Consider the following 24,084-nt stretch of genomic DNA (forward strand, 5'->3'; position numbering starts at 1 on the left):
GAAACTTTCAATTTTCCCCGAAATTGGACTTCACTTTTTGTAGATTTATGTGTTGTTTATATGAATAAGTTATAGCCCAACGAGACTTCTTGGATGTCTGAAAATTACCGATCTTTAACACGCACATACCGGCCGCGAACGTTCGATGATATTGTTTCGCAGCAACACGTCAGCAGTACATTAAAAAATGCTATCCAAAAAAATCGGCTGGCACATGCGTATATGTTTTGTGGTCCGCGGGGTGTGGGCAAAACCACTATGGCCCGCGTGTTGGCCCGTACGGTAAACAGTATTGACAAAGAAGTAGATGGGGAATCGCTCAACCAAACGCTGAATGTAATTGAGATTGATGCTGCCTCAAATAACAAGGTGGATGACATCCGCGACCTGCGTGAAAAGGTACGGGTACCACCACAGAACGGTCGGTATAAGATTTATATCATCGATGAGGTACACATGCTCAGCAAGTCGGCCTTTAACGCTCTGCTGAAAACACTGGAAGAACCCCCCGATCACGTTATCTTCATTTTTGCTACCACCGAACCGCACAAGGTACTGCCTACTATCTTGTCACGTGTTCAGCGGTTTGATTTTAAGCGCATCAGTATTGACGAGATTGTAGATCGGCTCAACAATGTAGCCGAAGATCAGGGAATCCGTATTGATGAAGAATCACTGCATGTTATTGCTAAAAAAGCCGATGGCGCCCTGCGCGATGCGCTCGGACTGATGGACCAGGCTATTGCTTTTTGCGGTAGCGATATTCAGCACGAAGAACTGCTGCGCGCTTTGAACGTGGTTAGTACCGAACGGATGTTTGATTTTATGGAAGCCGTCAAAACAAAAAACGCCGAAAAGGGACTTAACCTAATCAATGAGCTGTTGCAAGAAGGCTATGACATCCAGGAATATTTAGTGGGATTAACTGAACACCTGCGCAATCTATATGTTGCCGCCAGCTCAGCCAAGATGCATTTGGTAGAAGCGTCCCCGGATAACAAAAAACGCTATAAAAAATCGGCCGAGGACTTTTCGGAAGATGACCTTATGCGAATGCTGCATATTGTAAGTGAGGCCCAATATAAGCTTAAAGAAGCACAGCAGCCTAAAATTCAGTTTGAGATTACGCTCTTGAAACTCATCCACATGGAGCGAACGGAAAATCTTAACAAACTACTGAAGCAACTTGAAGACTTAAAAAAAAAGAGCGGCAAACGGCAAAAGCTGACTAGTAGTTCAGAAGAAAACACAGAATCTAATTTCAAGACAAAATCTACAAACGGGCGACAGAGCGAAGAGGACATACAGCAAAAAAGCAGGGAATCCATCAAACAACAGGCCGATACCCAAAAGGACGAACCTGCCAAAACAGAAAACACTGGTAAGAAACAAGTATCTGCAGAATCTGACGATAAAACTTACGATTCCTCTTCAACCAATGGGAAGGACAATGTAACAGATCACGAAGAAACCGAAGCGGGAAAAGAGAACGAAGACTTCACCAATTTATTTGGCAAATCGTCTCTTGGCAAATCCCCCTCTTCATCACCAAAAGCAACTACGCAGACAAAGTCCAAGAAGCCACAAACAAAAACAAAGTCACCCAGCAAAGCACCCAAGGATATTTCGCTGGAAGAAATCAACAGTCAGTGGGAAGATTATCTCGAAGAATTACGTCACCATGTGCCGCAGATGTTGTATTTTCAGATGCAGCGTGTTGACCCGGTTGAGCTAAAAAACGGAGAGCTTATGCTGCGCTGTAATGATGATTTTGCAAAGAAAATTGTAGCTGAGAATGATCGACGGCTCAGCAAACTGCTGGAGGATGAAATTGGGGCTTTTCTAAGCTTTAATTGTACTGTGCGCCAAAAAGATAACGATACGGAAAAGTCGATGAGTCCCTATGAACGGTTTAAGAATTTACAGAAACGCGACCCGAAAATTAAAAAGCTCGTTGAACTTTTTGGAGCTGAACTTGATTATAATTTGAATCAGTAAGTACACAATTTTCAAGCTTGTCATCCTGAACTATTGTACTGAACTTGTTTCTGGATCTACTGATAGTAAATCCAGAATATCGGAAAAGCTTAACAAGAATTACTTTTCAACCTAGACACAAAATATTATGGATCAAAATATGGCAGATATGTTCGGTAAATTTTCCGAACTGCAAGAAAAAATGAAGGAAGCAAAAAGCGAACTCTCTAAGCTTGAAGTTGAAGCTGAAGCCGGCGGCGGAATGGTTAAAGTAAAAGCCAACGGACAGCGTAAAGTTTTGAGTATTACACTCGATGAAGATGTCATCGATCCAGATGATGCAGAGATGATGGAAGACCTGGTCGTAGCCGGCGTTAATAAAGCGCTCGACAAAGCTGAAGAAGCCGCCCAAGAACGCATGCAAGAAACCTATAAGGATATGATGCCCGGCGGCGGTATTCCCGGCATGGACATGAGTAAGCTGGGACTTTAATTGTTGAACGTTGAAAGTTGAGGGTTTGAAAACCTTTAACTTCTAACTTTTAACATTCAACAAATATCACATGGAAGGAACCTCTGAAATACTTGAGCAGGCCATTGAACAGCTGGCTAAGCTGCCGGGCACGGGACGAAAATCGGCGCGGCGTATCGCCCTATATTTACTTAAACAGGATGAATCTTCTGTTATGGAGCTCGGTGAGGCGTTGGTAAACCTTAAAAAGGAAATCACCCGCTGCACAAACTGCGGCGTCATTAGCGACGGTGATCCGTGCTCAATATGCAGTAGCGTAAAACACCAGACCGGCAAAGTTTGCGTGGTTGAAGAGTCCCAGGATGTTTTTTTGATTGAAAAGACCAATGAGTTTCACGGGCGTTACCACGTGCTGGGCGGAGTCATCTCTCCCCTCGACAATATCGGTCCCGACGATGTGCGCATTAAACAGCTGATGGAACGCATCAATGATGAGGAAGAAAATATTGAAGAGGTTATCCTGGCACTGAATCCCGACTCCGAAGGTGAAGCAACTGCTTATTATATCAACAAACTGTTAAAACCATTTGACGATATAAAGGTCACGCGTATTGCTTATGGCATACCCATGGGAACGGAACTCGAATTTATTGACGAAGCCACCCTCGGAAGAGCTTTTGCCAGCAGAAATACTTTTTAGCTTTAAAATTAGGGATTAGCAATTGAGAATGCTGAATTCTTAATTGCTAATTCTTAATTCACAATCATAAGACATGAAATCAACAAAACTATTTCTTACGATTTTTCTATCCCTATTCACCCTTACTGCCTTTGGGCAAGGAACGAGCTACTGGCAGCAAGAGGTAGAATACGAAATGGACATTAATGTTGATGCCGAAAACCACCAGTTCACCGGTACGCAAAAATTGACTTATACTAATAACTCTCCGGATACACTTCGGCAGGTTTATTACCATCTATATTTTAATGCCTTTCAGCCGAACAGCATGATGGACGTACGCTCGCGAACCATCGAAGATCCCGACAGCCGAGTGCGCGACAGAATCCAAAAGCTACCAAAAGACGAAATAGGCTATCATCACATCAATAACCTTACACAAGATGGTGATGATGTCAGCTATTCAGTGGATGGTACGGTAATGAAAGTCACTCTGAATGAGCCCATTTTACCTGGGGAGTCCACAGTATTTAATATGGAGTTTGAAAGCCAGGTACCCCGGCAAATTCGTCGCTCAGGCTGGATGAATAAAGAAGGTGTTGAGTTTTCAATGAGCCAGTGGTATCCGAAACTTTCAGAATATGATGAAGACGGCTGGCATCCAAACCCATACATCGGACGTGAATTTCACGGTGTTTGGGGTAGTTTCGATGTAGAAATTACCATTGACCGCTCGTACGTAATGGGCGCAACCGGCCACCTGCAAAATGCAGATGAAATTGGTTACGGCTATGCCGAGGAATACGATCGCCCCGAATCACAAAAAATAACCTGGCACTGGAAGGCCGAAAACGTACACGACTTTATGTGGGGCGCCGATCCGGATTTTACCCATACCACGGCACAAGTTCCCGACGGACCTACATTACACTTTCTGTATCAGCAAGATACGGTAGCCGTCAATGCCGATAAGCGTTCACAGAAAAAGCTCACCAAAAACTGGGAGCGGTTGCCTGAATACACGGTGCGTGCTTTTCAGTTTATGAGCAAGAATTTCGGTAAATATCCCTATGATAAATTTACAGTTATCCAGGGTGGCGACGGCGGCATGGAATACCCTATGGGTACGCTTATTACGGGGAACCGATCATTTGGTAGCCTCGTAGGCGTTACGGTACACGAATTTATCCACATGTGGTACTACGGCGTACTTGCTACCAATGAAAGCCGATACCCTTGGATGGACGAAGGATTTACAACCTACACTTCGACCCTGACGATGAATCATCTGTTCAATAACGAAAGTACCGAACGTCCGCATAAACGGTCATACCAATCATATTTCAATATCATTGAAGATGGCAAACAAGAGGCCTTGGACACTCATGCTGATCACTTTCATACCAACCGCGGATACGGAACAGCATCGTATTCAACGGGGGCAGTCTTTTTGAATCAACTGCGTTATATCATCGGCGCTGAAACATTTGATCAGGGGATGAAAGCTTACTTTAACAAATGGGAGTTTAAGCATCCTGATGGCCGTGATTTTCTGCGCGTGATGGAAGAAGAATCAAACATGGTGCTCGACTGGTATTACCAGTATTTCATTGAGTCCACCAAACATATTGATTACGGTATCAGCTCAGTTGTAGGGAATGATCAATCTACCCATATAACTCTTGAGCGCCATGCGCTTATGCCTATGCCTATTGACCTGATGGTTACCTATCAAGATGGCAGTAAGGAGTTGTTTTATATGCCACTACGCATTATGCGGAATGCTAAAAATCATGAAATGTCGGATGTGCAGCGAACTATTAAACCCGATTGGCCGTGGGTCAATCCTACCTATACACTTGAGGTTGACGCACCTACTTCAAAGATCAAAAAAGTCGAAATAGATCCCTCACAACGCATGGCGGATATTGATCGCAGTAATAATGTTATCCGGATGAAGGATTATATAAAACAATACAAGAACAACTAATATTATATTGATTTGAAAACCCGGGTCTCTGTTACTCGGGTTTTCTTTTTTTGCTTCTATTTTTCCATCAAACAGCCAATTCAGACGTCCGATGATCTTTACAAAAGATTTCTGGCACTGTTTTTTTAACAGTTTTTTGATTCTTTGTATCCAAAAAAACCGTTATCTTTCGGGTTTACTCTAAAAACTAATTAGCAGTTAACACCTTACATGTCCTCAGACGAAAATAATTACGATCAACGATCAATCGATGCCCACAAAAAGCACGGCGGCAAGATTCGTATTGAATCCAAAATGCCGCTTGATACTCGTGAGGATCTGAGCGTTGCTTATACCCCGGGCGTGGCTGAACCCTGCCGTCAAATTAACAACGATAACAGCAAAGCCTACGACTATACCTGGAAGAAAAATACAGTGGCTGTTGTTTCAGACGGATCTGCGGTACTGGGACTCGGTAATATTGGTCCCGAAGCTTCACTGCCAGTGATGGAAGGTAAGTGCGTACTGTTCAAAAAATTTGCCGGCGTTGATGCCGTTCCCGTAGTGCTGGACACGCAGGATATTGATGAGATGGTAACTACCATTAAGCATATAGCACGTACCTATGGCGGAATAAACTTGGAGGATATCGGTTCCCCCCGCTGTTTTGAAATCGAAAGACGACTAAAAGATGAACTTTCTATTCCCGTAATGCACGACGACCAGCATGGTACTGCCATTGTTACACTGGCCGGCATGATTAACGCTATGCGCGTAACGGGACGTAACCTTAACGACCTGAAAGTCGTTATTAACGGATCGGGTGCAGCCGGAGTAGCAATTGTAAAACTGCTGCAACACGTGGGCGTTCGTGAAACTATTATGTGCGACAGTCGGGGTACTCTCTATAAAGGCCGAGGAGAAATGAACAGTGTTAAAAAGGAAATGGCTAAAATCACCAATCGAACAAGGGTTAAAGGATCACTCGGTGATGCTCTTGAAGATGCAGATGTTTTTATAGGTGTATCCGTGCCAGACGTACTCAAGAAAAAGATGATTAAACGGATGCGAAAAAATCCCATCATCTTTGCCATGGCCAACCCCATTCCCGAAATAATGCCCGCCGAAGCCCACGAAGCAAAAGCCGGTATTGTAGCAACCGGCCGGTCTGACTTTCCCAACCAAATTAATAACGTTCTGGCCTTTCCGGGGCTGTTCCGCGGAGCACTTAATGCCCGTACATCCAACTTTAGCTACCAGATGTACGTAGCCGCCGCCTACGGTATTGCAAATTGTGTTGAAGACCCCACACCCGAAGAAATCATTCCCAGTGCTTTTGATAAGCGCGTAGCAAAGCAAGTAGCCGATATTGTAGAGGATGTCTGCGAACAAAATAACTCCATGACGTTCTAGCCTACGTTCCCCTCTCAGTAAACAGCTCCTAAAACGATTATATATCCCCTGATGTTGAGGGGGGGTACTACAATTCAAATTAAGGAGCTTACTATGATGACTATTGAAAACCTTAAAAACACTGTACTTATTATTTTATCCTCCGCCTTAATCCTGGGATATGTGAGTAGCAATAATACTGGAACCACTGCAAAAGAGAGTGAAAACCTAAAAGTTACCGAAGACATCCGGCTTTATTCCAACGGAAAACTAGTTGGGCAATGGGAAGGTATAGGCCGAGGGCAATTGGAAGGAAATACGTACACCTTTAAAACCGAACGGGGAACATTTAGCAACGAAGTTCGCATTAGCGGCGATTTTGTGATTAAAACAAACACCAACTAAAATAAATCAGCCTGTTCGTTATCTTCTTTGGGCGCCCGTTCAATTTGGGGATTTCTAATCTCTCCCTGATTGACCTTAAGTATTTCGGGTTTAAATTTCTTGCCCGTAATTCGCTTGGCGATACCCTGCAGTGCTTTCTCTCCACGTGGGGTGATGAGCAATCGATCCTGGTCATCCAGCGAAAGAAAACCAAACTCTTTTAAATCATTCACAATCATATAGGCAAGCTTGCTAACTGCCCCCGAGTTCTGTTCCACATACTCCCGGCGCGGTGCTTCATTTTCAGCTGAAAAAACGAGTCCCAGCACATTCATTTCCACCTTCGTCAGCGGATATCCCTCACACCCTTTAGTAAGCGTTTTATTCCAAGCCGCTTGGCTGTAATACGAGCCAAACCACCACTTACCCTCTTTGATGAGTTTATTAGATACCGTACAGACAAAATACTCTCCCGGCTTGGCTTTTTTAGGAATGCCGCGGTCGCGATACATCGAAACCAGAGTTGCCAAATCCAACTCATGCAGATTCGAAGGGTATCGAAAATATGTTTCCGGCTGTTTTTCCATCACACTTTAAGGTAGAAAACTGGAACCGAATTATCATTTTTTTTTGCAGGACGTGAGATGCGTGACGACCGTTGCCAAACATTTCACATCCCCCTCTATATTGCTATCCCTTTTCAGCAATTAGCTGCTTGGCAATATCCATGTTCACATCTTCGGGATCAAAATCGTCGGGGAGGCTAATGTTCGTCTTGCCAAATTTAATATACGGACCATACCGCCCGTTCATCACACGTACCTTTTTGTTTTCTTCGGGATGCTTCCCAAGATCTTTAATAACTTTTTTGTTTTTTGATGATCGTTTTTTCTTCTGCTCCAGTAGGTCCAGAGCACGATCTAAAGTTACATCGAGTACGTGATCGTTCTTTTTGAGCGATGCAAAAGTTCCGTCATGCACTACAAAAGGCCCATACCGGCCAACCCCGGCACGTACCACTTCTCCAGTATCGGGATGTTCGCCCAGCGGACGCGGGAGTTCCAGCAGGCGCAGTGCCAGATCTACATCCACATCTTCGGGCTTCATATCATCAAGCAACGAAGCACGGTCAGGCTTTTTGTTGTCGTCCGTTACTTCCCCAACCTGTACATAAGGACCGTATCGTCCATTCAACACAAAGATAGGCTCTCCGGTATCAGGATGCTGACCTATAGACTGCGGTCCCTTTTCTTCGGCCTCAATAAGTTCCTCAAGTTTTTCAACCGTTATATCACTGGGCTTCCAGCTCTCAGGGATAGAAGTAGTCAGTTCTTCGCCCTCTACTTCCTTTTTGATGTAGGGACCGTACCGACCCACTAGAATATTAATCCCATTTAGTCCCGGCAGCGGCAAATTGAGCTGTCGTGCATCATCGGGATCAATCTCATCTTCTTGCTCATCGACTTTTGCCTTTAGGCCTTTTTCACCCTTGTAATACTCACTTAAATATTGATCAGTATCAAGCTCACCGTGGGCAATTTGGTCTAGCTTTGCTTCCATCTGGGATGTAAAATCACTGTCCACTACATCATGCAAGTTCTCTTCCAGAAGCTCCGTTACGGCAAAGGCTGTAAAAGTAGGAATCAGCGTCTTGCCGTCGGCCTCAGCATAACCCCGATTTTGAATCGTACTTATGATAGATGCATAGGTACTGGGTCGGCCCACGCCTTGTTTTTCGAGCTCTTTCACCAGTGTCGCTTCTGTAAATCTTGAAGGAGGCTGTGTCTCGTGAGAGGTTGGCTCGATACCTTCTTCGGTAACTTCTTCTCCTTCGGCAAGCTTCGGTAAAAATCGTTCTTGATTTGCTAGTGCCGCATTCGGGTCATCACTGCCTTCTACATACGCACGGAAGAAACCCGGAAAGATGATTTCTTTTCCACTTGTTTTAAATTCAGCTACTTTGCCATCGGCATCAGCCTTAATAGTCACGTTAGTAAACTCCAACTCGGCTTTGGCCATCTGGGTAGCTATGGTACGCTTCCAGATTAGATCATACAGCTTAAACTGGTCACCGTATAAACCGGCCTCTTGAGGTTTCTTAAAATAACTGCCCGCCGGACGGATGGCCTCATGGGCCTCCTGTGCTGCTTTTTGTCCGCCGTAATTTCGCGGACGATCAAATAAATATTTTTTGCCGTATTCATCTTTTACCGCATTCCGGGCTGCGTTAATGGCCTGTCCCGAGAGTCGCGCCGAATCGGTACGCATGTAAGTAATATGACCATTTTCATACAGTTTTTGTGCCACACCCATCGTCCGCTTGGCCGAAAAGTTCAGCTTGCGGTTCGCTTCCTGCTGTAGAGTAGAAGTAATAAAAGCCGCTGACGGATTTCGTTTGCGACGATTTTTCTTTACTTCTGATACTTCCCATTCTGCTCCATTTAAATCATCACGCAATTCTGAAGCTGAATCATCATCCAGCAATACCACCTTTTCCGGTTTCTTAAGCTTGCCGGTGTTTTCATCAAAGTCTTTGCCAGAAGCCAAACGCTTTCCATCAAGACGCGTAAGATCAGCCTCAAAGATATCAGACTCGTTTAATTTGTGCAGCTTCGCTTTTAAGTCCCAGTAGCGGGCAGAACGAAATTTCATGCGTTCGCGCTCCCGCTCTACTAAAAACCGTACGGCCACCGACTGCACACGTCCCGCCGAAAGGCCGGGTGCAATTTTCTTCCACAGCAGTGGCGAAATAGTATATCCTGCAAGACGGTCGATAATACGTCGTGCTTCTTGCGCGTTCACCAGGTTGATATCAATATCCCGAAAATGATTAAGTGACTCTTTGATAGCCTCTTCGGTAATTTCTCGAAAGACCATCCGCTTAACGGGTACATCGGGCTTTAAAATTTCGGTGAGATGCCACGATATGGCTTCACCTTCGCGGTCTTCATCAGTAGCAAGAATTAGTTCATCCGAATCTTTGAGCTCTTTTTTAAGTCGGCGTACAACCTTCTTTTTACCGGATGGAATAACGTAGAGCGGCTCAAATCCGTCATCGGTATTCACTCCCAGGTTTGACCACTCTTCACCTTTAAATTTCTTAGGCACTTCTTTGGCATTCGCCGGTAAATCACGAATATGTCCCATCGACGAATCGATCACATAATCGTCCGGCAAATACTTTTTGAGGGTCTTAATTTTTGTGGGTGACTCTACAATTACAAGAGACTTCATATAATAACTTTTCTACAAATTCTTGATCACTTCTTTGAGCTCTTCAGCGTGATCGTTGGTATTAACTTTTTCAATAATTGCTTGTACAGTACCATCGGTACCTATTACATAAGCCGAACGGCTGGGCGCCTGATATTCGTTACCAAACATCTGTTTATCAACAATAGAATCGGTTGCTTCGGCAAACTTATATTCTGGATCGGAGGCCAATATATAGTTAATATCAAGCTTCTCGGCGTAATTCTTGTGCGAGCCGCAGCTGTCTTTACTAACAGCTACCAGGTTGTACTCGCGCTCATCAAACCAGTCCGCCTGATCTGCCAAACTTTTATTTTGCTTGTCGCAACCTGAGGTATTATTCCGCATATACACCGAAACAATTGTGGGACGATCCAGCAATTCAGAAAAAGTAACCGTCTGCTCAGTGCCGTCCTTCACGATATCCAGCGCAAAATCGGTATCTATTTGTGTTCCTTGCTTTACCATATTGTTTTTTAAAATCCTGGCTTATTAATGTTTCACGATTTGTATTAACTATACTACAACCCAAAATCGTTCATCTCATTCGATGTTTATTCTTTTATAATAAAATGATCCGCAGGATACTGCAATAAATCTTTTGATTGCCGAAGGTACGGTCTGTAATTGAAGATTAGATGAAGGCGGAAGCCATAAAATGTAAGACGGCGGAAGTAAGATAGCGGGTAAACGCAATATCTAAAAAATCAATTTGCAAGTATTATAGAGCAACAACATCCTATTTATGAATAACCATTCATGAAATTAACCATCTGCTCTTATATATCACTTTCCGCAATAGTTTAGCTCTCCAATTGCGCCATGCGGCTGTATCTATACCATCTAAGTATTGCTTGCTGATAAAATACGTAGCAATTCATTGTTATTTCTGATTTATTCCTACATAACGGCATTAAATCATTACCATTTCCTGCCTGATATTCCTTATTTTCTTGAACAATCACATATAGTGTGGCCGTTAAAATTATCACTCACCCAGAAGATTAAAATTTATGTCAGACCGATTCGAATTTAATACTCAGGATATTGACTCTACTGAAGAACTCCATCAGCAAATGGAAGAAGCCTGTGATTTGATGGAATCTATTTATGAGGATGGTGAATATCCGAAGGTGTTAGTTAAACGTTCGTGGTCAAAACACAATCCCATTATCACCGGAGAAATGGCCAAGCCTAAGGCCTACCGCTGGTACCTGCTGCGGGAGCTAAAAAAATTGGGTGAGAAAGGAGCTCAAATTAAGGTGATACCCTCACGCGAACGCCGCCCGCTCAACGATCCGGAACTGCTCGAAAACACTGACGAGGACGACTGGGATATCACCCAGAAGAAACTCTTTCTCTTTAGTCCTGAACGTATTGAAATTTCGCTGAACCGGCTCAGTCATTACACTGGCACCGATCCCGAAGATTTTCAACGCTATATCCTGTTTACCAATTACGATATGCACGTAGAAGAGTTTTTGAAAAAATATCCTGACTGTGTAAAGCCGAGTCGGGGCGGCGTACAAATGCCGGCCTTTCATCACAAGTTACCCAATAATAAAGGCGTAACCCTTATCAATATTGGCGTAGGACCCTCAAATGCTAAAACTATTACTGATCACGTGGCTGTACTGCGTCCCGATGCCATGATTATGGTCGGCCACTGTGGCGGGCTCCGTAATCACCAAGCCATTGGCGACTTTGTATTAGCTACCGGATTTATGCGTGCCGACGGGGTGCTTGATGAGATTCTACCGCTCAACATCCCCATCACACCCAACTACCTGCTTAATGTATATCTGAAGGAAGTACTCGATTCTTATAATCGTGATCATCGGCTAGGCACAGTATATAGTACCAACAATCGTAACTGGGAGTTCGTCAAAGGACGGACTGTCGAACAAATCCATATGAGCCGCAGTATCGCTGTGGATATGGAATCGGCTACCGTAGCCACCAACGGCTACCGATATCGTATCCCCAATGCTACGCTGCTCTGCGTGAGCGATAAGCCCCTGCACGGCAAACCCAAGCTCAGTGATGAGGCACAAAATTTTTATGAAGACTCCAAGCAAATGCACTTGGATATCGTGCTTGAAGCCCTGGATATTTGCAAAGAAAGCTATCCGGAAGGATTGCCCAACGCCAGCATCCGCGCAATGAATGAACCCCTTATGGGTGGACCTGATGAGGATAGCTAAACATACTTCTGTCGAAATGGACAAAAAAATAAGATATTAAATTCTGTTTGGTTCCCTCTTATAACACCCCTCACTTGTGTAATCAGTATCTGTGTTTTGCTTTTTTGGCCCGGATCCGCCAAATACATCATGGTATTTTTATTACTAGGCTTAACACCAGGTTTAATGTCTAATTTTCACAGGGAAAAACAGTTTGAAACACCTTATTTCACTATTAACATGGTCACTTTAATATTGGTTATCATCTTTGTGTATTTTGCATTACAAGGATGAAATGTACAGGTACTAGAGTGTGCTTGTGCCAATAGGTTCCCAGAGCAAACTCCTTATTATTCTGATTATCAGAATGCAGAGATGCTTATTTAGCATGTAAACAAAAATAATACCCGGGAATAATGAAATTACTTTCCAATAATACGCTTCGTATTGTATCAGGTATTTTTATGATTACTGCCGTTTTACTTACTTTCGCCAATTTTGCTAATATGATTCTAATTTACATTATTGGCGGAACGGGATTATTTTTATTTGGCATATATTTGCTCAAGACTGATAAGAGCAAATATAAGTCAAAGCTTGCTCCATACCTTCTGGGTATTACTGCCATAATAATTTATTTGGTAATAATGACTTTATAGATAACAATTTCCTTTCAAATTTATTTCTAACCCTGGTTAACTTTAATATAGCCGGGGTTTTTATTTAATGCCTACCCTTTCCACCTCATTATCCCCCTCATGATGTTACACCTAAAACAACAATACTTTACTGTTTAACAACAAAAATTTATTGTTATTCAATAATATTTTTTATTATTTACCGGTGAACATCAAGAAATAATTGACATTTATGGCTTGGAAATGGTTTAAAAACGACTGGAGCATTGCCGGATTCCTGCTCTTTTGTGCTCAGTTTGCGTGGGCGATGTACCTCCTCTCGTTTATAGTGTACTCGGCACTGTTTCTATTGGGAACACTATTAGGGTCTGGAATATTTGCTCCTTTTGATCTGCCGGCCCAGTTTAAAATCCAAGACTTTACAAAAGTAGTTGCCAATAGCAAGACCATGGATATCTTTGGAAGTCCTATAGTGGAACTAGATGTCAGTACACTTGGCACTGAGATCCAACGCACGTGGACCACTTCTTTAGCAAGTGTAATGATCCTCGGTCTCAATGGGATTATCCTGTATGGACTTACCTTACTCAAGCGAATTTTACAAAGCCTCCAACGGGAACAACCCTGGAGCAAACAGAATTCAAAAAACTTACGAATAATCGGCTATTTGATGGTGCTTGCAGTCCCCTATAAGTACGGTATCGGCTGGCTTTCCTATTTGACCATTCAGCAAGTTCAACTGCCGGAAAATATCTCCCTGTTCTGGCCACCCATTGCATGGGAACTGGGACTAGCCGGGCTCGCGGTTCTGCTGGTCGCCTACATTTTTGAGGAAGGCACACGGCTGTATGAGGAACAAAAGCTTACAGTATAACCATGGCTATAAAAGTAAATTTGGATTTGATGCTGGTAAAGCGCGACATGACGCTGACCGAGCTTTCTGAGGAAGTCGGCGTTACGATTTCCAATCTCTCAATCCTAAAAACGGGAAAAGCCAAGGCCGTACGATTTTCGACACTCAACGCTATCTGCGAAGCACTGGATTGCCAGCCAGGCGATATTTTGGAATACGAGACAGACACCAATGATGAGAGGTGAAACACAAACGCATTGGACCTTATTCCTCGGCAATATATTTTCAATTCACGCTTTATGTCTATTCGTTCTATCACTGAAACCTGAATAAAGAACAGTCGTACACAACGATCAAATACTAATTACATACCAAAAAGTTATGATGCTAAAGGCTCAGAACGTCACTAAGACTTTTAAAAAATCAGGAGGCAATGCTTTTAGGCTGCAAATCGACGAGCTGGAGATATCGGAAGGCAGCTTTACGGCTATCCTCGGCCCCAACGGCTCTGGTAAGTCAACTTTTCTAAAAACCATTCTCAACCTTTTGTTTGCCGATACCGGCCAAATTTCTCTGCTTGGCACCAGCCACAAAAACAAGGAGTCACGATCGAAAGTGAGCTATCTTCCTGAAAATTTTTCTTTCCCGAAAAATTTAACTGTAGAGCAAATGCTCCATACGTTTGCAAATCTCAAGGATAATAACCCCGATGACCTTGATGCAAAGATTGCTGAACTGGCCGAGGCCTTTAACGTTGATTACCTGGACAAAAAGATCAAAAAGCTCTCCAAAGGGATGACCCAAACAGTGGCATTGATGCATACCTTTTTGTCTGATGATAAGTTCTATATTCTCGACGAGCCCTTTAACGGACTCGATGCGGTACAAAAAAAGGCTATTATGGATTACATCTTCCATCTACAGGCTGAACACAAGATCTCTATTCTTATCACTACACATATCCTCTCGGATATCGACAAAACCTGTGATACGCTCCATCTTATAAAAGACGGAGAAATCATTAACACGGCATCTAAAACCGAGATCCAAGGAGAATTCGGATCTGTTGAAGACTACTACTTAAACAATTTTGAACATAAAACTGAGACAACTCCATGATACGCCTTAATCTATACCAACTGTTCAAAAATAAAACGTTATGGGCCTGGCCGGGTTTATTTCTATTGTTTGTGGTCGCTATGTTATACTGGGGTGATATTGGAGCTGCCCAAAATAGCTACTCCTTTACCGTCATATTGGGAGAAGGCGAAATTCCCATGTCCCTCGTTATGTCTCAATTAACGAGTCTGGTCATCCTTATTTGTATCATTGGATTGCCTAACCATTTTTCCAAAAACCTGACACCTGAGCGGGGATCTCTTCTGTTATCAAAACCGATATCACGCAGGGACTTCTTCTTTTCAGACTTTGCTTCGGTATCTGCTGTATTATTCTCTTACACCATTATAAGCATGGTTTTGATGGCCATTCTGCTGGGCGTAAAGGCAGCAATATTTCCTGTTCAGTTTTTCTTGGCACAGCTCTTGTTTTTTCCGCTTTTGATCATGACATACTATATCAGCATCGTTTTATTCCTGATACTCACCGACTCATACTTGGGCGGGGCACTATTGGGATGGATTGTAACAGGGTTCTCTTCGGTATTTCTAAACAGCGACAAAATATTGAGCATGCTTGGCCTTCAATCCGGTTTTGCAAGTACTTTCATGGATATTCTTAGCTATTTGATACCAAGTGCGGGAGGAATACAAAAAATTGTAGGGCAAGTATATGCCGGTGGATTCTCAGCCATCGACGGTGGACTATTAGCCTTTGTGTTGGCCTCATGCCTACCATTCGCATTGTTGAGCTATTATTTACTGCAAAAAAAAGAATTCTAATTTACATAACCGGTAGAATATTTCGTAGTGTCATTGTGCAATGAGTGAGAAGTCAACGATCTATTTCTAATCATTTCGTTTCACTTCCGCCCCTTGCCGGAGGCTAACTTCGAATCAAGTACTGAAACTTTACAAAAAATTGACGACTGGTTTCTTTATAGCCTCGAAATCCACCGGCACCCGACTGGTTGAATTCGGTAATGTAACTGGTTACACCTATATGAAATTTTGTAAATGGATTGGCTTTGTAAGAAACCAATGGGTAGATCTGCAGTTCATCCCTAAAAGAATTATACTCACTGATCAGTCTTGTATATAGCTTAGAGGTAAAATGGTAACGGCTATTCAGCCGATAAATATTACCGCTATAGAAAGTCTGAGGCCCATCCAAATCCGAAAGCGTAGAGTAATTATAATCCATTGTAAGACGAAATCGGGAGGTGGGCTTAATGGTAACATTACCAGAAATACTGTAGCCTTTACCTAATTCAGGATTCGTCGTGCGATTAATATCCCGACCAACTTCAAATCTGCCGCCAAACGAAAAGACATTCCAGGTATTAGAGTTAAAACTGATGGTTAAACGATTAATTTTACGAAACATCTGTCCCCGGAAGCGCTCATCATTCAATGGAAGGTAGCTAATATTAAGGCTGTTCTGTCCATCAAAGGTGTTGCTTAACCGGAGAAAAATATAGCGTTCCTGAAACTTACCTGAGAAATCATATCTCCAGGCACCACTCATACTCAATGATCCCTGAGATAAGAAATCATTGTTGGGGTAATACGAAATACTTTGGTTGCCCTCAAAGATCCGGCGATTTGTTTCATTAACAAATCCTGTTTGCGACTGAAAAGTCGGGGAATACGACCTGTATCCAAGCGAGAAGTTATAATACTTGGCCTCCCTTGCAAACTCAGTGTTTACAAGCAATCCGCTGTATTGTTCTCCGTTAAAAGCAGCGTCAAATGACGTTTCGCCAAAGGTTCGTTGATCATTATGCACAGTCGTATCGTTGAGCTCCTGGGTGCTGGAATAAGCAGTCTGTCCCCGAAAATAATAGTTGTCCGTAAGCAAAAAGTCCCAATCCAGGCTACCCACATAATTAGCTCCATCTATCTGGTTGCGCGTGGTAACCAACCCACCTATGTGAGACTCCTGACCCACATTATACTTTGCCCGTAATATATTGCTGTATGCTCCCTGATCGGACCTTACCTGAGAACTCCGTTCCTTGCCCGGAATAATAAAAGGGGTATTGCGATCGTATGCTGATAGGAATGCAATGCTAAAGTCATCTCCTTTCTGGGTATATTTACCTGCGGCCAAGGGATTATTGATTGTTCTCGAATAATACAAATCTTCGCTGGTACTAAACAGATCAGATCCCCGTACAAAAAACGGTCTCTTCTCAGGGTAAAACAAAGCAAAGGTTTCATTGACACTAATTTGTCCTGCATCTGTTTCTACCTGACTAAAATCCGGATTGATCACCAAATCCAACGAGCTGGTAGAGGTAGGAGAATATGAAATACTCCCACCAACCTTAGGCTGTACCGGACCATTATCAAATCCTGAGTTTGGATCCGACGGATCATTAAGAGCTCCACTCTGTGTAGCCACAGCATAGGGCAAAAGCTCTACTGTGTTGGAACTTTCCACATCTTGCATGTTTACTAACCTTCCGTTTTGGCAGAGCAAACAGGAGTTGTCTATACTCACATCAGTCCATAAAAGTTGATATCGATTATTACGCGGGTAGTTACGGAAAAACTGGATTGACCAATCTTGGAGATTGCGATCGGGAAAATTGATACTTTTAAATGGTATTTTCATCACGGCAGTATAACCGTTTTCGGTGATAGTAGCCTTAGAATACCACAGGGCATCAAAATTCATATCTTCGGAATTTCCCGTCCGTATAGCATCCATCTGTATGCCCAGGGGGTTCACAAAAAACTCATAGGCATTTTGGTTGTTATTGTAGGGATCTAGAAAAACACCGACATAGTCGTCACCGGAAAAATCATCGCGATCTGTTACATTGGCCCGAATACGACCAGGAGAAACATCCTGGCTACTGAATCCCACATACAGATGGGTTTTGCTGTATAACACTTTAACCTCGGTTGTAACGGGGGCTTCTTCTTCGTCATTGGGCTGCATTTGATGCTTAATAAATACTGAAGACGCTTGTTCCCAGGCGGTATGATCAAGATCTGCCGTAACCTCAAAATCCTCATCAATTTGATAAGGGTGTACTTTTGAGACACTGTCGGAGGGGGATTGGGCGTAAGAGTCAGGAAGTACCCCAACTAATAAAACAGCGATTAAAAAAATAAAATGATACTGAAACCGTAATCTCAATATTAAACTGCTGACCTTCTTTTGATCCATGTTCTTTCTGAAAATCTGATTCAATCCTTACAAAATTTGTTCATTCGATTTCAAAACGAATGGGAAAAATAAGGATAAAAGATCACATTTTTTACGATTAAAGAATCATAAAATTGATCAGTAATGCCGTTAAAGATAGCCGCACAAATTCTTTTTTCTGTAAGGATTCCCAACGAAGACAGTCTTACTTATAAACCTAACTACAAGTGAGATGCTATTATGTCTGATCAAGAACAATTCGAAGCGAACAATTTTTTAAAGCGAACGGTAAAAGAAATGAATCCCGATGAGCAGCCACGCGAAAAGCTGATGAACTATGGCAGCGAAAGCCTTTCGGATGCCGAGCTTATGGCCATTCTTCTGCGCACGGGCAGTCGCAAGATGAATGTCATTCAGATGGCACAAGCCCTGCTCGATCAATTCGATGGACTCCGTTATTTGGCTCGCAAAGAATGGCAAGACTTAAAGGTTATTCCAGGCATGGGCAAAGTAAAATCGCTGACGCTGGAGGCCGTTTTTGAGCTTTCGCGCCGTATCCAGATGGCTAGCTTGGGCGAACAGGTGCAAATTACCTCTCCTGAAGATGCCGTTGCCTATTTCGGTCCCAAGCTGCGTGACCTTACCAAAGAGGTGTTCATGGTGGCTTTTCTGAATAATGCCAAAGTGGTAATGGGATACAAGAAAATCAGTTCCGGCGGTGCCACAGCTACTATTGTAGACCCATCTGAAGTCATGCGTCAGGCGGTAATGAATGAAGCTAATAGTATTTTACTGCTGCATAATCATCCCAGCGGCAACAATAGCGAATCGAAGGCAGATATCCAGCTGACAGAACGCATCGCTAAGTCGGGCAAACTACTGGGCATCCCTGTTGATGACCACATCATCATCGCAGGCGACGGCTTCACAAGCTTCCGTTCTAAAGGGTTTATCAATTAAAAATTGTCCAGCTTTCATAAGATTAAACCAATCGAACCGATTTGTTCTTTCTAAGCAGATACTTAAAGCAGAACGTCTATGGGAGCAATTGTAGAAGAAGGAATTGGCAGACAAAGCAGAAAAGATTTCCGCGCTAAACTACTTCATCGCATATAAAGAAGCGCGCGAAACGCACTATTGGTTACGTCTCTTGAGAGATAGTAAATTAATTACTAGTAAAGAAGTAAAATCTATGCTTGATGATTGTTACGAACTAAAATGTATTCTGGGAGCAATACTTACCACACTCAATAAAGAATAAAAGAGATCATTTTTCATTTTCTCATTATTAAGTTTTCATTCCAACCTATTCGATATTCATGCTTCAAAAGTCTTATATTTAGCGGTTATTAATTTCCCGCAAATGCAATGGTATTAGACAATGAAGGAATACTTACGAGAAATAATTCGAGAATCTCTCCAGCAGTTTAATATTGATGACGAAGAAATCCCCGAGATACAGATTGAAAAGCCCAACCAGCCCGAGCACGGCGACGCCGCTGCCAATATTGCCATGAATCTGGCTAGCGTGCTTAAAGACAATCCCCGAAATATCGCCGAGCAGATTGTTGAGGGACTTGAATACAACTCCCAAAAAATTGATGCCGTTGAAATTGCGGGACCAGGCTTTATCAACTTCCGATACGCTGAAAATTACCTTTTTGATGAACTGTGGCAAATTATTAACCAAGGTGCGGAGTTTGGAAAATCCGATCTCCAAAAAGAAAAACACATTCTCGTAGAATTTGTAAGCGCCAATCCCACGGGTCCGCTGACTGTAGGACACGGTCGTAATGCCGTACTGGGGGACACTATCGCCAACCTGCTAGAATGGACCGGTGCCAAAGTAGATCGTGAATACTACTTTAACAATGCCGGGCGACAAATGCGCATGCTGGGCCAAAGTGTCCGCGCGCGGTACTTGCAAGAACTCGGAAAAGATGCTGAATTCCCCGAAGAAGGTTATAAAGGAGAATACATCCGTGATATCGCCCAAACATTAATAGACGAACACGGCAACGATCTTGTAGAATCAGACGATATTACGCCATTTAAAGAGAAAGCCGAAGCCGTCATTTTTAAAGATATTCAAGCCACACTGCAGCGAATGAATATCGCGATGGACTCCTTTTTTAACGAGCAACAGGTGTACGACAACGGGTCCATAGACGAAACGGTAAAAAAGCTGCGTGACAAAAACCTAGCTTACGACAAAGACGGAGCTACATGGTTTCGTACAACCGAATTTGGCAAAGATCAGGATACCGTACTCATCAAAAGCAGCGGTGAGCCCACTTACCGCCTGCCCGATATTGCCTATCACGCCAATAAACTCGATCGCGGCTATGACCAGTGCATCGACGTCTTTGGCGCCGATCATATTGATACTTACCCCGATGTGCTCTCGGGTATTGAGGCACTGGGCTATGACAAATCTAAGGTGGATGTGGTCGTCTATCAGTTTGTGACGCTCGTCAAAAATGGAGAGCCCTTTAAAATGAGCACCCGCAAGGCCAACTTTGTAACGCTCGACGATCTGATGGATGAGGTGGGCGCCGACGTTACGCGCTTTTTCTTTGAGATGCGCGATCCCAATACGCATCTCGAATTCGACATTACGCAAGCCAAAGAAGCCGGCGACAAAAATCCCGTATTCTATCTGCAGTACGCGCATGCCCGTATCCATAGTATTCTGGGCAAAGTAGATCAAGAGTATAACTTTGATAGCAACCCTAATTTAGGGCTGCTTACTCACGAATCCGAAACAAAGCTGATTAAAAGCATGATTCGCTTCCCGGAGATCATCCAAAGTGCTGCGGAATATCGTGAACCGCACCGGCTGGTTAATTATCTTGATGACCTGGCGTCGGCATTCACTTCTTTTTATCACGATTGCCGCATTTTGGGTGAAGAAGAGGAGCTTGTACAGGCACGGACACTACTGGCTAAAGCAACAGCCCAAGTACTGGCAAATGGGTTGAGTATTCTGGGTATTTCCGCTCCTGATCAAATGTAATCAGCCTGTAATTCTAAGTTGGCTAACAATATTATTTAACAAATTTTATATTTTATTCCATTTATCATCCAATTGACGTGTAATCGTATATCAGTTCACCAGTTGTGGTATTTTCTTATAATTCAGGAGTAAATAAATTAATCCTGAAAATGGGACAAAGAAGAAAAATAACGCCAAGAAAATTTTAATAAATACCCCATAACGTTCTTCTTGTATTACTAAAAAAACCGCAAAAACCATGGTGAAGAAGTACATTATAGCCAAAAGCAATACTAAGGGAGAAGAGATTGACATCATTTTAAAGTTTAATCACCCAGAGATTTAAATTCCCAAATACTCAGAACATTTTGTGCCTTGTAACCTGATAATTTTTTATTCAAAATAAAAATTTTATTCCCCAAAGAGGCTCTTAAATGACTTGAGACAAAATCCGTGTTTTTAAAATGAATTGTATCGATTTGATTGAAAGATTCATCCAGCACCGCAAAATTTGTGACCCTATCTTCAAACCGACCAGCCCCTTTACTCAATTCTCCTGTTTGTACTTCTACAACACAGAAGTCTTTTAAGGCATATACTTCCATTGTCCTGCTGTTTTGCGAAAGGTAATCAAACAACTTTTTTTGTCAGTATTTACTATTTGGCGGGCAGAACCCTGAACCTTATCAACAGAAAAATCAGGAATGGTTACCGAATATGTATCTTGTGAAAAATCCCCCAAATTGATCTTGTGTAGATTAGGATCATCAGCTCTTGCATAAAATAATTCACCATTCTGAATATCTAATGCCCCACTTCCTTTAAGTACCATTAATAAAATGTGCTCATTAGTCTTGGCACCAATTTCTTTAATTTTCTTTTGATTTTTCAGATCATATACTGTGATAATAGAATCATGACCACCTCCGGTATTATATGTTATAACATAATTCTGGTACTTTCTAATATCAGCAACTGCAGTACTAAAATCTGATAACTGCAAAAGATGTTTGCCCGATTTTGTAATTGCTGTAAAACGTAACTGCTTTGAATCCCAGAGGTATAATGTATCATCTCTGTTTGAAATTAACGACGGATTTAGATATTCAAAAGGCCCTCGTCCTCTTTTCCCAATAATCTGTTCTTGAATCCCTTTTGTATTGTATTTTATTATTGTTGCGTTTTGCTTGTCAACAACAAAAATATCCCCATCCGAACCTACAGTAAAATCGTTCACCTTACCTAATAATTGTAAGTTTTCCTGCAAAGGAATGGTCTTCTTTAAATGTAAAGCCACCTTATTTTGCTCACCCTTATATTGATGAGATTGAGCCACTACTAAGGAATTGCAAAACAGATACAAAAGAATAATTAATAATAATTTTCTCATCTTTGAATAAGTTTATCACTGCCGGTGTTACAAATACACTGGCAGTGATGAAAATTAAATTAATAGCCAATCTCGTTATCCCTCTTCAAATCCGGGATCACCTTCACCTATGTCCCCGCCATCTCCATCGTCTCCACAGTTATCTTGACACTTAAACTCTCCTCCTGTTTCGCAGGTAATAGTTGGTCCCATAAATCCCCATTCTACCGTAACATTCCAATAAGGACAACAAACATTGGCTAAACCCCCTGTGCTACAGTCTCCCAAAAATATTTTAGAAATATCTTCAAAAGATTCAAAATTTTTCACACTCATACTGACCACTTTATCACCATATTTTTTGTAGTCATTCGAGTATTTTATGGGGTTCTCTTCATTTCGATCTCCAGCCTGTATTCCATTTATAGAAAAAAGACCGAATACAAGAAGTGTTAATAGTGCTCTCTTTAATAAAGGTTCCATTTTGACCTCTCATTTTAGTTAAAATTGAAATAATAAACTGATGAATACTATTCAATTGTTTTTCAACTATATTTTTAAAAATAAAGAAAAGCAAGAATGAAGATACAAGACGAGCATTATTGCAATTTCGGCACCGGAAAAAATGTGATTTCCAAGACACAAGATTCAGCGTACACCCCGAAAAAATCCTGCATACTGGAACTTTTAGGCGGGAATTAGCTTCGTAAAACACACTATGCCTTTTGAGAACTGGTCAGCTACGGTAAATCCGGCTCGCTCAAACAGCTGGTTGCTCTCCTTGATCGTCCAGAATTTGATTCCGCCAAACTCGGCCGAATCCTGCAGCAACCGGACATACCAAGCATCCGCTTTTACGAGATGCATCATAAAAAAAGTCCCGTCCTTTTTGACCACGCGCCGTGCTTCGTACAACACTTTCAGCGGATCAGTAAGCTCATTAAGCGTACCGCCCATCATCAGTCCATCGAAAGTAGCCCCAAAAAATGGAAGATGGCGCGCATCTGCCCGCAGTAAATAATGGTCGGCGCCCTCCGCTTCCGACTTGAGCCGTGCCTCATCCAGCATCTGCCGAGAGAAATCAAGTGATACAACCTTGCATTCTGGTTCCGACTTTTTTAACAGTCGGCCGTAAAGTGCCGTAGAACAACCAATATCCAGATACAGCTTATCAGGCTGTGGATTCAACCAGTCAATCAACAGTTCGCGTTCTTTATCGATGGGGAATTCTTCACCGGTAAGAATAGAAAGCGATCGTTTACGCCAAATATCTTCATAGAGCGCGGCTGTCACTTTCCAGTGATTGGAACTTTGCGCCCACGACATTGGCACCTGGTCATTACCCAAAAGATCAATAATATTGTTGGTGATATCATACTCATCACCTTCTTTCGAGCAGATATTACCGTTAATTTTTTTCTGAAGCTTCGATGTTTCTTCGGGGACTAATAGCGAAGCACGTTCAAATTGAGGGGACCGTAATTTCAATGCCATAAGAGTACCTGATTAACCAATCCGGTAAGGGTTATAGAAATAGGAGGCTTTAGCAAACAACATTTCGTCCCAAATCATGTACTGGGACTGTCTCAAGACCTTAAGTAAAACACATTAGTTCATATAAGATTCTGAAACGAGCTCAGAAT

Annotated in this window: 22 protein-coding genes; 14 read left to right on the plus strand and 8 right to left on the minus strand. The window is 42.5% G+C overall.

From position 1 onward, the window contains the following. The first annotated feature begins 93 nt into the window (after nucleotides 1-93). From dnaX to LX73_RS05730, 6 genes are all read left to right on the plus strand, one after another. Nucleotides 94-1,998: a DNA polymerase III subunit gamma/tau gene (dnaX, locus tag LX73_RS05705; protein ID WP_148898526.1), complete on the plus strand. Its 1,905-nt coding sequence runs from the start codon at nucleotides 94-96 to the stop codon at nucleotides 1,996-1,998. Nucleotides 1,999-2,137: 139 nt separating this feature from the next. Next, on the plus strand, nucleotides 2,138-2,470 hold the full coding sequence (locus tag LX73_RS05710; RefSeq protein ID WP_246138175.1) for a YbaB/EbfC family nucleoid-associated protein: 333 nt from the start codon (nucleotides 2,138-2,140) through the stop codon (nucleotides 2,468-2,470). A gap of 70 nt (nucleotides 2,471-2,540) precedes the next feature. Then, on the plus strand, nucleotides 2,541-3,149 hold the full coding sequence (recR, locus tag LX73_RS05715) for a recombination mediator RecR (protein WP_148898528.1): 609 nt from the start codon (nucleotides 2,541-2,543) through the stop codon (nucleotides 3,147-3,149). A 73-nt stretch (nucleotides 3,150-3,222) separates the two neighbouring features. Next, on the plus strand, nucleotides 3,223-5,118 hold the full coding sequence (locus LX73_RS05720) for a M1 family metallopeptidase (RefSeq protein ID WP_148898529.1): 1,896 nt from the start codon (nucleotides 3,223-3,225) through the stop codon (nucleotides 5,116-5,118). A gap of 210 nt (nucleotides 5,119-5,328) precedes the next feature. Then, a complete protein-coding gene (locus tag LX73_RS05725) occupies nucleotides 5,329-6,510 on the plus strand; it encodes an NAD(P)-dependent malic enzyme (protein ID WP_148898530.1) in 1,182 nt (393 codons plus the stop codon). Between the two features lie 93 nt (nucleotides 6,511-6,603). Continuing rightward, a complete protein-coding gene (locus tag LX73_RS05730) occupies nucleotides 6,604-6,894 on the plus strand; it encodes a hypothetical protein (protein ID WP_148898531.1) in 291 nt (96 codons plus the stop codon). On the opposite strand, the gene LX73_RS05735 is transcribed toward LX73_RS05730, so the two are convergent. The 3 genes from LX73_RS05735 to LX73_RS05745 all read right to left on the minus strand — a co-directional run bounded on the left by LX73_RS05735 (nucleotide 6,891) and on the right by LX73_RS05745 (nucleotide 10,593). After that, complete coding sequence (locus tag LX73_RS05735; RefSeq protein ID WP_148898532.1) at nucleotides 6,891-7,460, minus strand: hypothetical protein; 570 nt, start codon at nucleotides 7,458-7,460, stop codon at nucleotides 6,891-6,893. The two genes, LX73_RS05730 and LX73_RS05735, sit on opposite strands and share 4 nt — an antisense overlap. Before the next feature lie 103 nt (nucleotides 7,461-7,563). Continuing rightward, entirely contained in the window at nucleotides 7,564-10,107 is a 2,544-nt protein-coding gene (gene topA, locus LX73_RS05740; protein ID WP_148898533.1) for a type I DNA topoisomerase, read from the minus strand. Nucleotides 10,108-10,119: 12 nt separating this feature from the next. After that, a complete protein-coding gene (locus tag LX73_RS05745) occupies nucleotides 10,120-10,593 on the minus strand; it encodes a peroxiredoxin (RefSeq protein ID WP_148898534.1) in 474 nt (157 codons plus the stop codon). Between the two features lie 545 nt (nucleotides 10,594-11,138). Here LX73_RS05745 and LX73_RS05750 point away from each other — a divergent pair. The 5 genes from LX73_RS05750 to LX73_RS05770 all read left to right on the plus strand — a co-directional run bounded on the left by LX73_RS05750 (nucleotide 11,139) and on the right by LX73_RS05770 (nucleotide 15,700). Then, nucleotides 11,139-12,329: a phosphorylase family protein gene (locus LX73_RS05750; RefSeq protein WP_148898535.1), complete on the plus strand. Its 1,191-nt coding sequence runs from the start codon at nucleotides 11,139-11,141 to the stop codon at nucleotides 12,327-12,329. An 849-nt stretch (nucleotides 12,330-13,178) separates the two neighbouring features. Then, on the plus strand, nucleotides 13,179-13,820 hold the full coding sequence (locus LX73_RS05755; RefSeq protein WP_148898536.1) for a DUF2975 domain-containing protein: 642 nt from the start codon (nucleotides 13,179-13,181) through the stop codon (nucleotides 13,818-13,820). Between the two features lie 2 nt (nucleotides 13,821-13,822). Beyond that, nucleotides 13,823-14,044 (plus strand): helix-turn-helix domain-containing protein, encoded by a 222-nt coding sequence (locus LX73_RS05760; RefSeq protein WP_148898537.1) that lies wholly within the window; start codon nucleotides 13,823-13,825, stop codon nucleotides 14,042-14,044. 136 nt (nucleotides 14,045-14,180) lie between these two features. Further along, the gene (locus LX73_RS05765; RefSeq protein ID WP_148898538.1) at nucleotides 14,181-14,918 is read left to right on the plus strand and encodes an ABC transporter ATP-binding protein; all 738 of its coding nucleotides are present in this window, start codon (nucleotides 14,181-14,183) and stop codon (nucleotides 14,916-14,918) included. After that, a complete protein-coding gene (locus LX73_RS05770) occupies nucleotides 14,915-15,700 on the plus strand; it encodes a hypothetical protein (RefSeq protein WP_148898539.1) in 786 nt (261 codons plus the stop codon). Before LX73_RS05765 ends, LX73_RS05770 begins: the two co-directional genes overlap by 4 nt. 103 nt (nucleotides 15,701-15,803) lie before the next feature. On the opposite strand, the gene LX73_RS05775 is transcribed toward LX73_RS05770, so the two are convergent. Then, on the minus strand, nucleotides 15,804-18,098 hold the full coding sequence (locus LX73_RS05775) for a carbohydrate binding family 9 domain-containing protein (protein ID WP_148898540.1): 2,295 nt from the start codon (nucleotides 18,096-18,098) through the stop codon (nucleotides 15,804-15,806). Nucleotides 18,099-18,317: 219 nt separating this feature from the next. Here LX73_RS05775 and radC point away from each other — a divergent pair, with 219 nt between their 5' ends. The 3 genes from radC (at nucleotide 18,318) to argS (ending at nucleotide 21,093) form a co-directional block, all read left to right on the plus strand. Then, a complete protein-coding gene (gene radC, locus LX73_RS05780; protein ID WP_148898541.1) occupies nucleotides 18,318-19,037 on the plus strand; it encodes a RadC family protein in 720 nt (239 codons plus the stop codon). 103 nt (nucleotides 19,038-19,140) lie between these two features. Beyond that, complete coding sequence (locus tag LX73_RS05785) at nucleotides 19,141-19,338, plus strand: four helix bundle protein (protein ID WP_148898542.1); 198 nt, start codon at nucleotides 19,141-19,143, stop codon at nucleotides 19,336-19,338. Between the two features lie 120 nt (nucleotides 19,339-19,458). Next, nucleotides 19,459-21,093, plus strand: coding sequence for an arginine--tRNA ligase (gene argS / locus LX73_RS05790; protein WP_148898543.1), 1,635 nt, complete (start codon nucleotides 19,459-19,461; stop codon nucleotides 21,091-21,093). A 305-nt stretch (nucleotides 21,094-21,398) separates the two neighbouring features. Here the strand turns inward: argS and LX73_RS05795 are convergent, their stop codons facing one another. From LX73_RS05795 to LX73_RS05810, 4 genes are all read right to left on the minus strand, one after another. Continuing rightward, on the minus strand, nucleotides 21,399-21,677 hold the full coding sequence (locus tag LX73_RS05795; RefSeq protein ID WP_148898544.1) for a hypothetical protein: 279 nt from the start codon (nucleotides 21,675-21,677) through the stop codon (nucleotides 21,399-21,401). Further along, nucleotides 21,659-22,462, minus strand: a complete 804-nt coding sequence (locus tag LX73_RS05800; protein WP_148898545.1) for a 6-bladed beta-propeller — start codon at nucleotides 22,460-22,462, stop codon at nucleotides 21,659-21,661. The genes LX73_RS05795 and LX73_RS05800 overlap by 19 nt, the downstream gene beginning before the upstream one ends. A gap of 75 nt (nucleotides 22,463-22,537) precedes the next feature. Then, the gene (locus LX73_RS05805; RefSeq protein ID WP_148898546.1) at nucleotides 22,538-22,924 is read right to left on the minus strand and encodes a hypothetical protein; all 387 of its coding nucleotides are present in this window, start codon (nucleotides 22,922-22,924) and stop codon (nucleotides 22,538-22,540) included. Nucleotides 22,925-23,128: 204 nt separating this feature from the next. Further along, complete coding sequence (locus LX73_RS05810) at nucleotides 23,129-23,935, minus strand: class I SAM-dependent methyltransferase (protein ID WP_148898547.1); 807 nt, start codon at nucleotides 23,933-23,935, stop codon at nucleotides 23,129-23,131. Nucleotides 23,936-24,084 lie beyond the last annotated feature (149 nt).

This window comes from Fodinibius salinus, assembly GCF_008124865.1.
GTDB classification, from domain to species: Bacteria; Bacteroidota; Rhodothermia; order Balneolales; family Balneolaceae; genus Fodinibius; species Fodinibius salinus.

Excerpts from the sequence above, each read along its gene's own strand:
- topA (WP_148898533.1), bottom strand. The coding sequence starts at position 10,107 with ATGAAGTCTCTTGTAATTGTAGAGTCACCCACAAAAATTAAGACCCTC.
- LX73_RS05800 (WP_148898545.1), bottom strand. The coding sequence starts at position 22,462 with ATGAGAAAATTATTATTAATTATTCTTTTGTATCTGTTTTGCAATTCC.
- radC (WP_148898541.1), top strand. The coding sequence starts at position 18,318 with ATGTCTGATCAAGAACAATTCGAAGCGAACAATTTTTTAAAGCGAACG.
- LX73_RS05805 (WP_148898546.1), bottom strand. The coding sequence starts at position 22,924 with ATGGAACCTTTATTAAAGAGAGCACTATTAACACTTCTTGTATTCGGT.
- LX73_RS05795 (WP_148898544.1), bottom strand. The coding sequence starts at position 21,677 with ATGGAAGTATATGCCTTAAAAGACTTCTGTGTTGTAGAAGTACAAACA.
- LX73_RS05755 (WP_148898536.1), top strand. The coding sequence starts at position 13,179 with ATGGCTTGGAAATGGTTTAAAAACGACTGGAGCATTGCCGGATTCCTG.
- argS (WP_148898543.1), top strand. The coding sequence starts at position 19,459 with ATGAAGGAATACTTACGAGAAATAATTCGAGAATCTCTCCAGCAGTTT.
- dnaX (WP_148898526.1), top strand. The coding sequence starts at position 94 with ATGTCTGAAAATTACCGATCTTTAACACGCACATACCGGCCGCGAACG.
- LX73_RS05730 (WP_148898531.1), top strand. The coding sequence starts at position 6,604 with ATGATGACTATTGAAAACCTTAAAAACACTGTACTTATTATTTTATCC.
- LX73_RS05775 (WP_148898540.1), bottom strand. The coding sequence starts at position 18,098 with ATGGATCAAAAGAAGGTCAGCAGTTTAATATTGAGATTACGGTTTCAG.
- LX73_RS05810 (WP_148898547.1), bottom strand. The coding sequence starts at position 23,935 with ATGGCATTGAAATTACGGTCCCCTCAATTTGAACGTGCTTCGCTATTA.
- LX73_RS05750 (WP_148898535.1), top strand. The coding sequence starts at position 11,139 with ATGTCAGACCGATTCGAATTTAATACTCAGGATATTGACTCTACTGAA.
- LX73_RS05770 (WP_148898539.1), top strand. The coding sequence starts at position 14,915 with ATGATACGCCTTAATCTATACCAACTGTTCAAAAATAAAACGTTATGG.
- LX73_RS05710 (WP_246138175.1), top strand. The coding sequence starts at position 2,138 with ATGGCAGATATGTTCGGTAAATTTTCCGAACTGCAAGAAAAAATGAAG.
- LX73_RS05725 (WP_148898530.1), top strand. The coding sequence starts at position 5,329 with ATGTCCTCAGACGAAAATAATTACGATCAACGATCAATCGATGCCCAC.
- LX73_RS05745 (WP_148898534.1), bottom strand. The coding sequence starts at position 10,593 with ATGGTAAAGCAAGGAACACAAATAGATACCGATTTTGCGCTGGATATC.
- LX73_RS05760 (WP_148898537.1), top strand. The coding sequence starts at position 13,823 with ATGGCTATAAAAGTAAATTTGGATTTGATGCTGGTAAAGCGCGACATG.
- LX73_RS05765 (WP_148898538.1), top strand. The coding sequence starts at position 14,181 with ATGATGCTAAAGGCTCAGAACGTCACTAAGACTTTTAAAAAATCAGGA.
- LX73_RS05735 (WP_148898532.1), bottom strand. The coding sequence starts at position 7,460 with ATGGAAAAACAGCCGGAAACATATTTTCGATACCCTTCGAATCTGCAT.
- recR (WP_148898528.1), top strand. The coding sequence starts at position 2,541 with ATGGAAGGAACCTCTGAAATACTTGAGCAGGCCATTGAACAGCTGGCT.
- LX73_RS05720 (WP_148898529.1), top strand. The coding sequence starts at position 3,223 with ATGAAATCAACAAAACTATTTCTTACGATTTTTCTATCCCTATTCACC.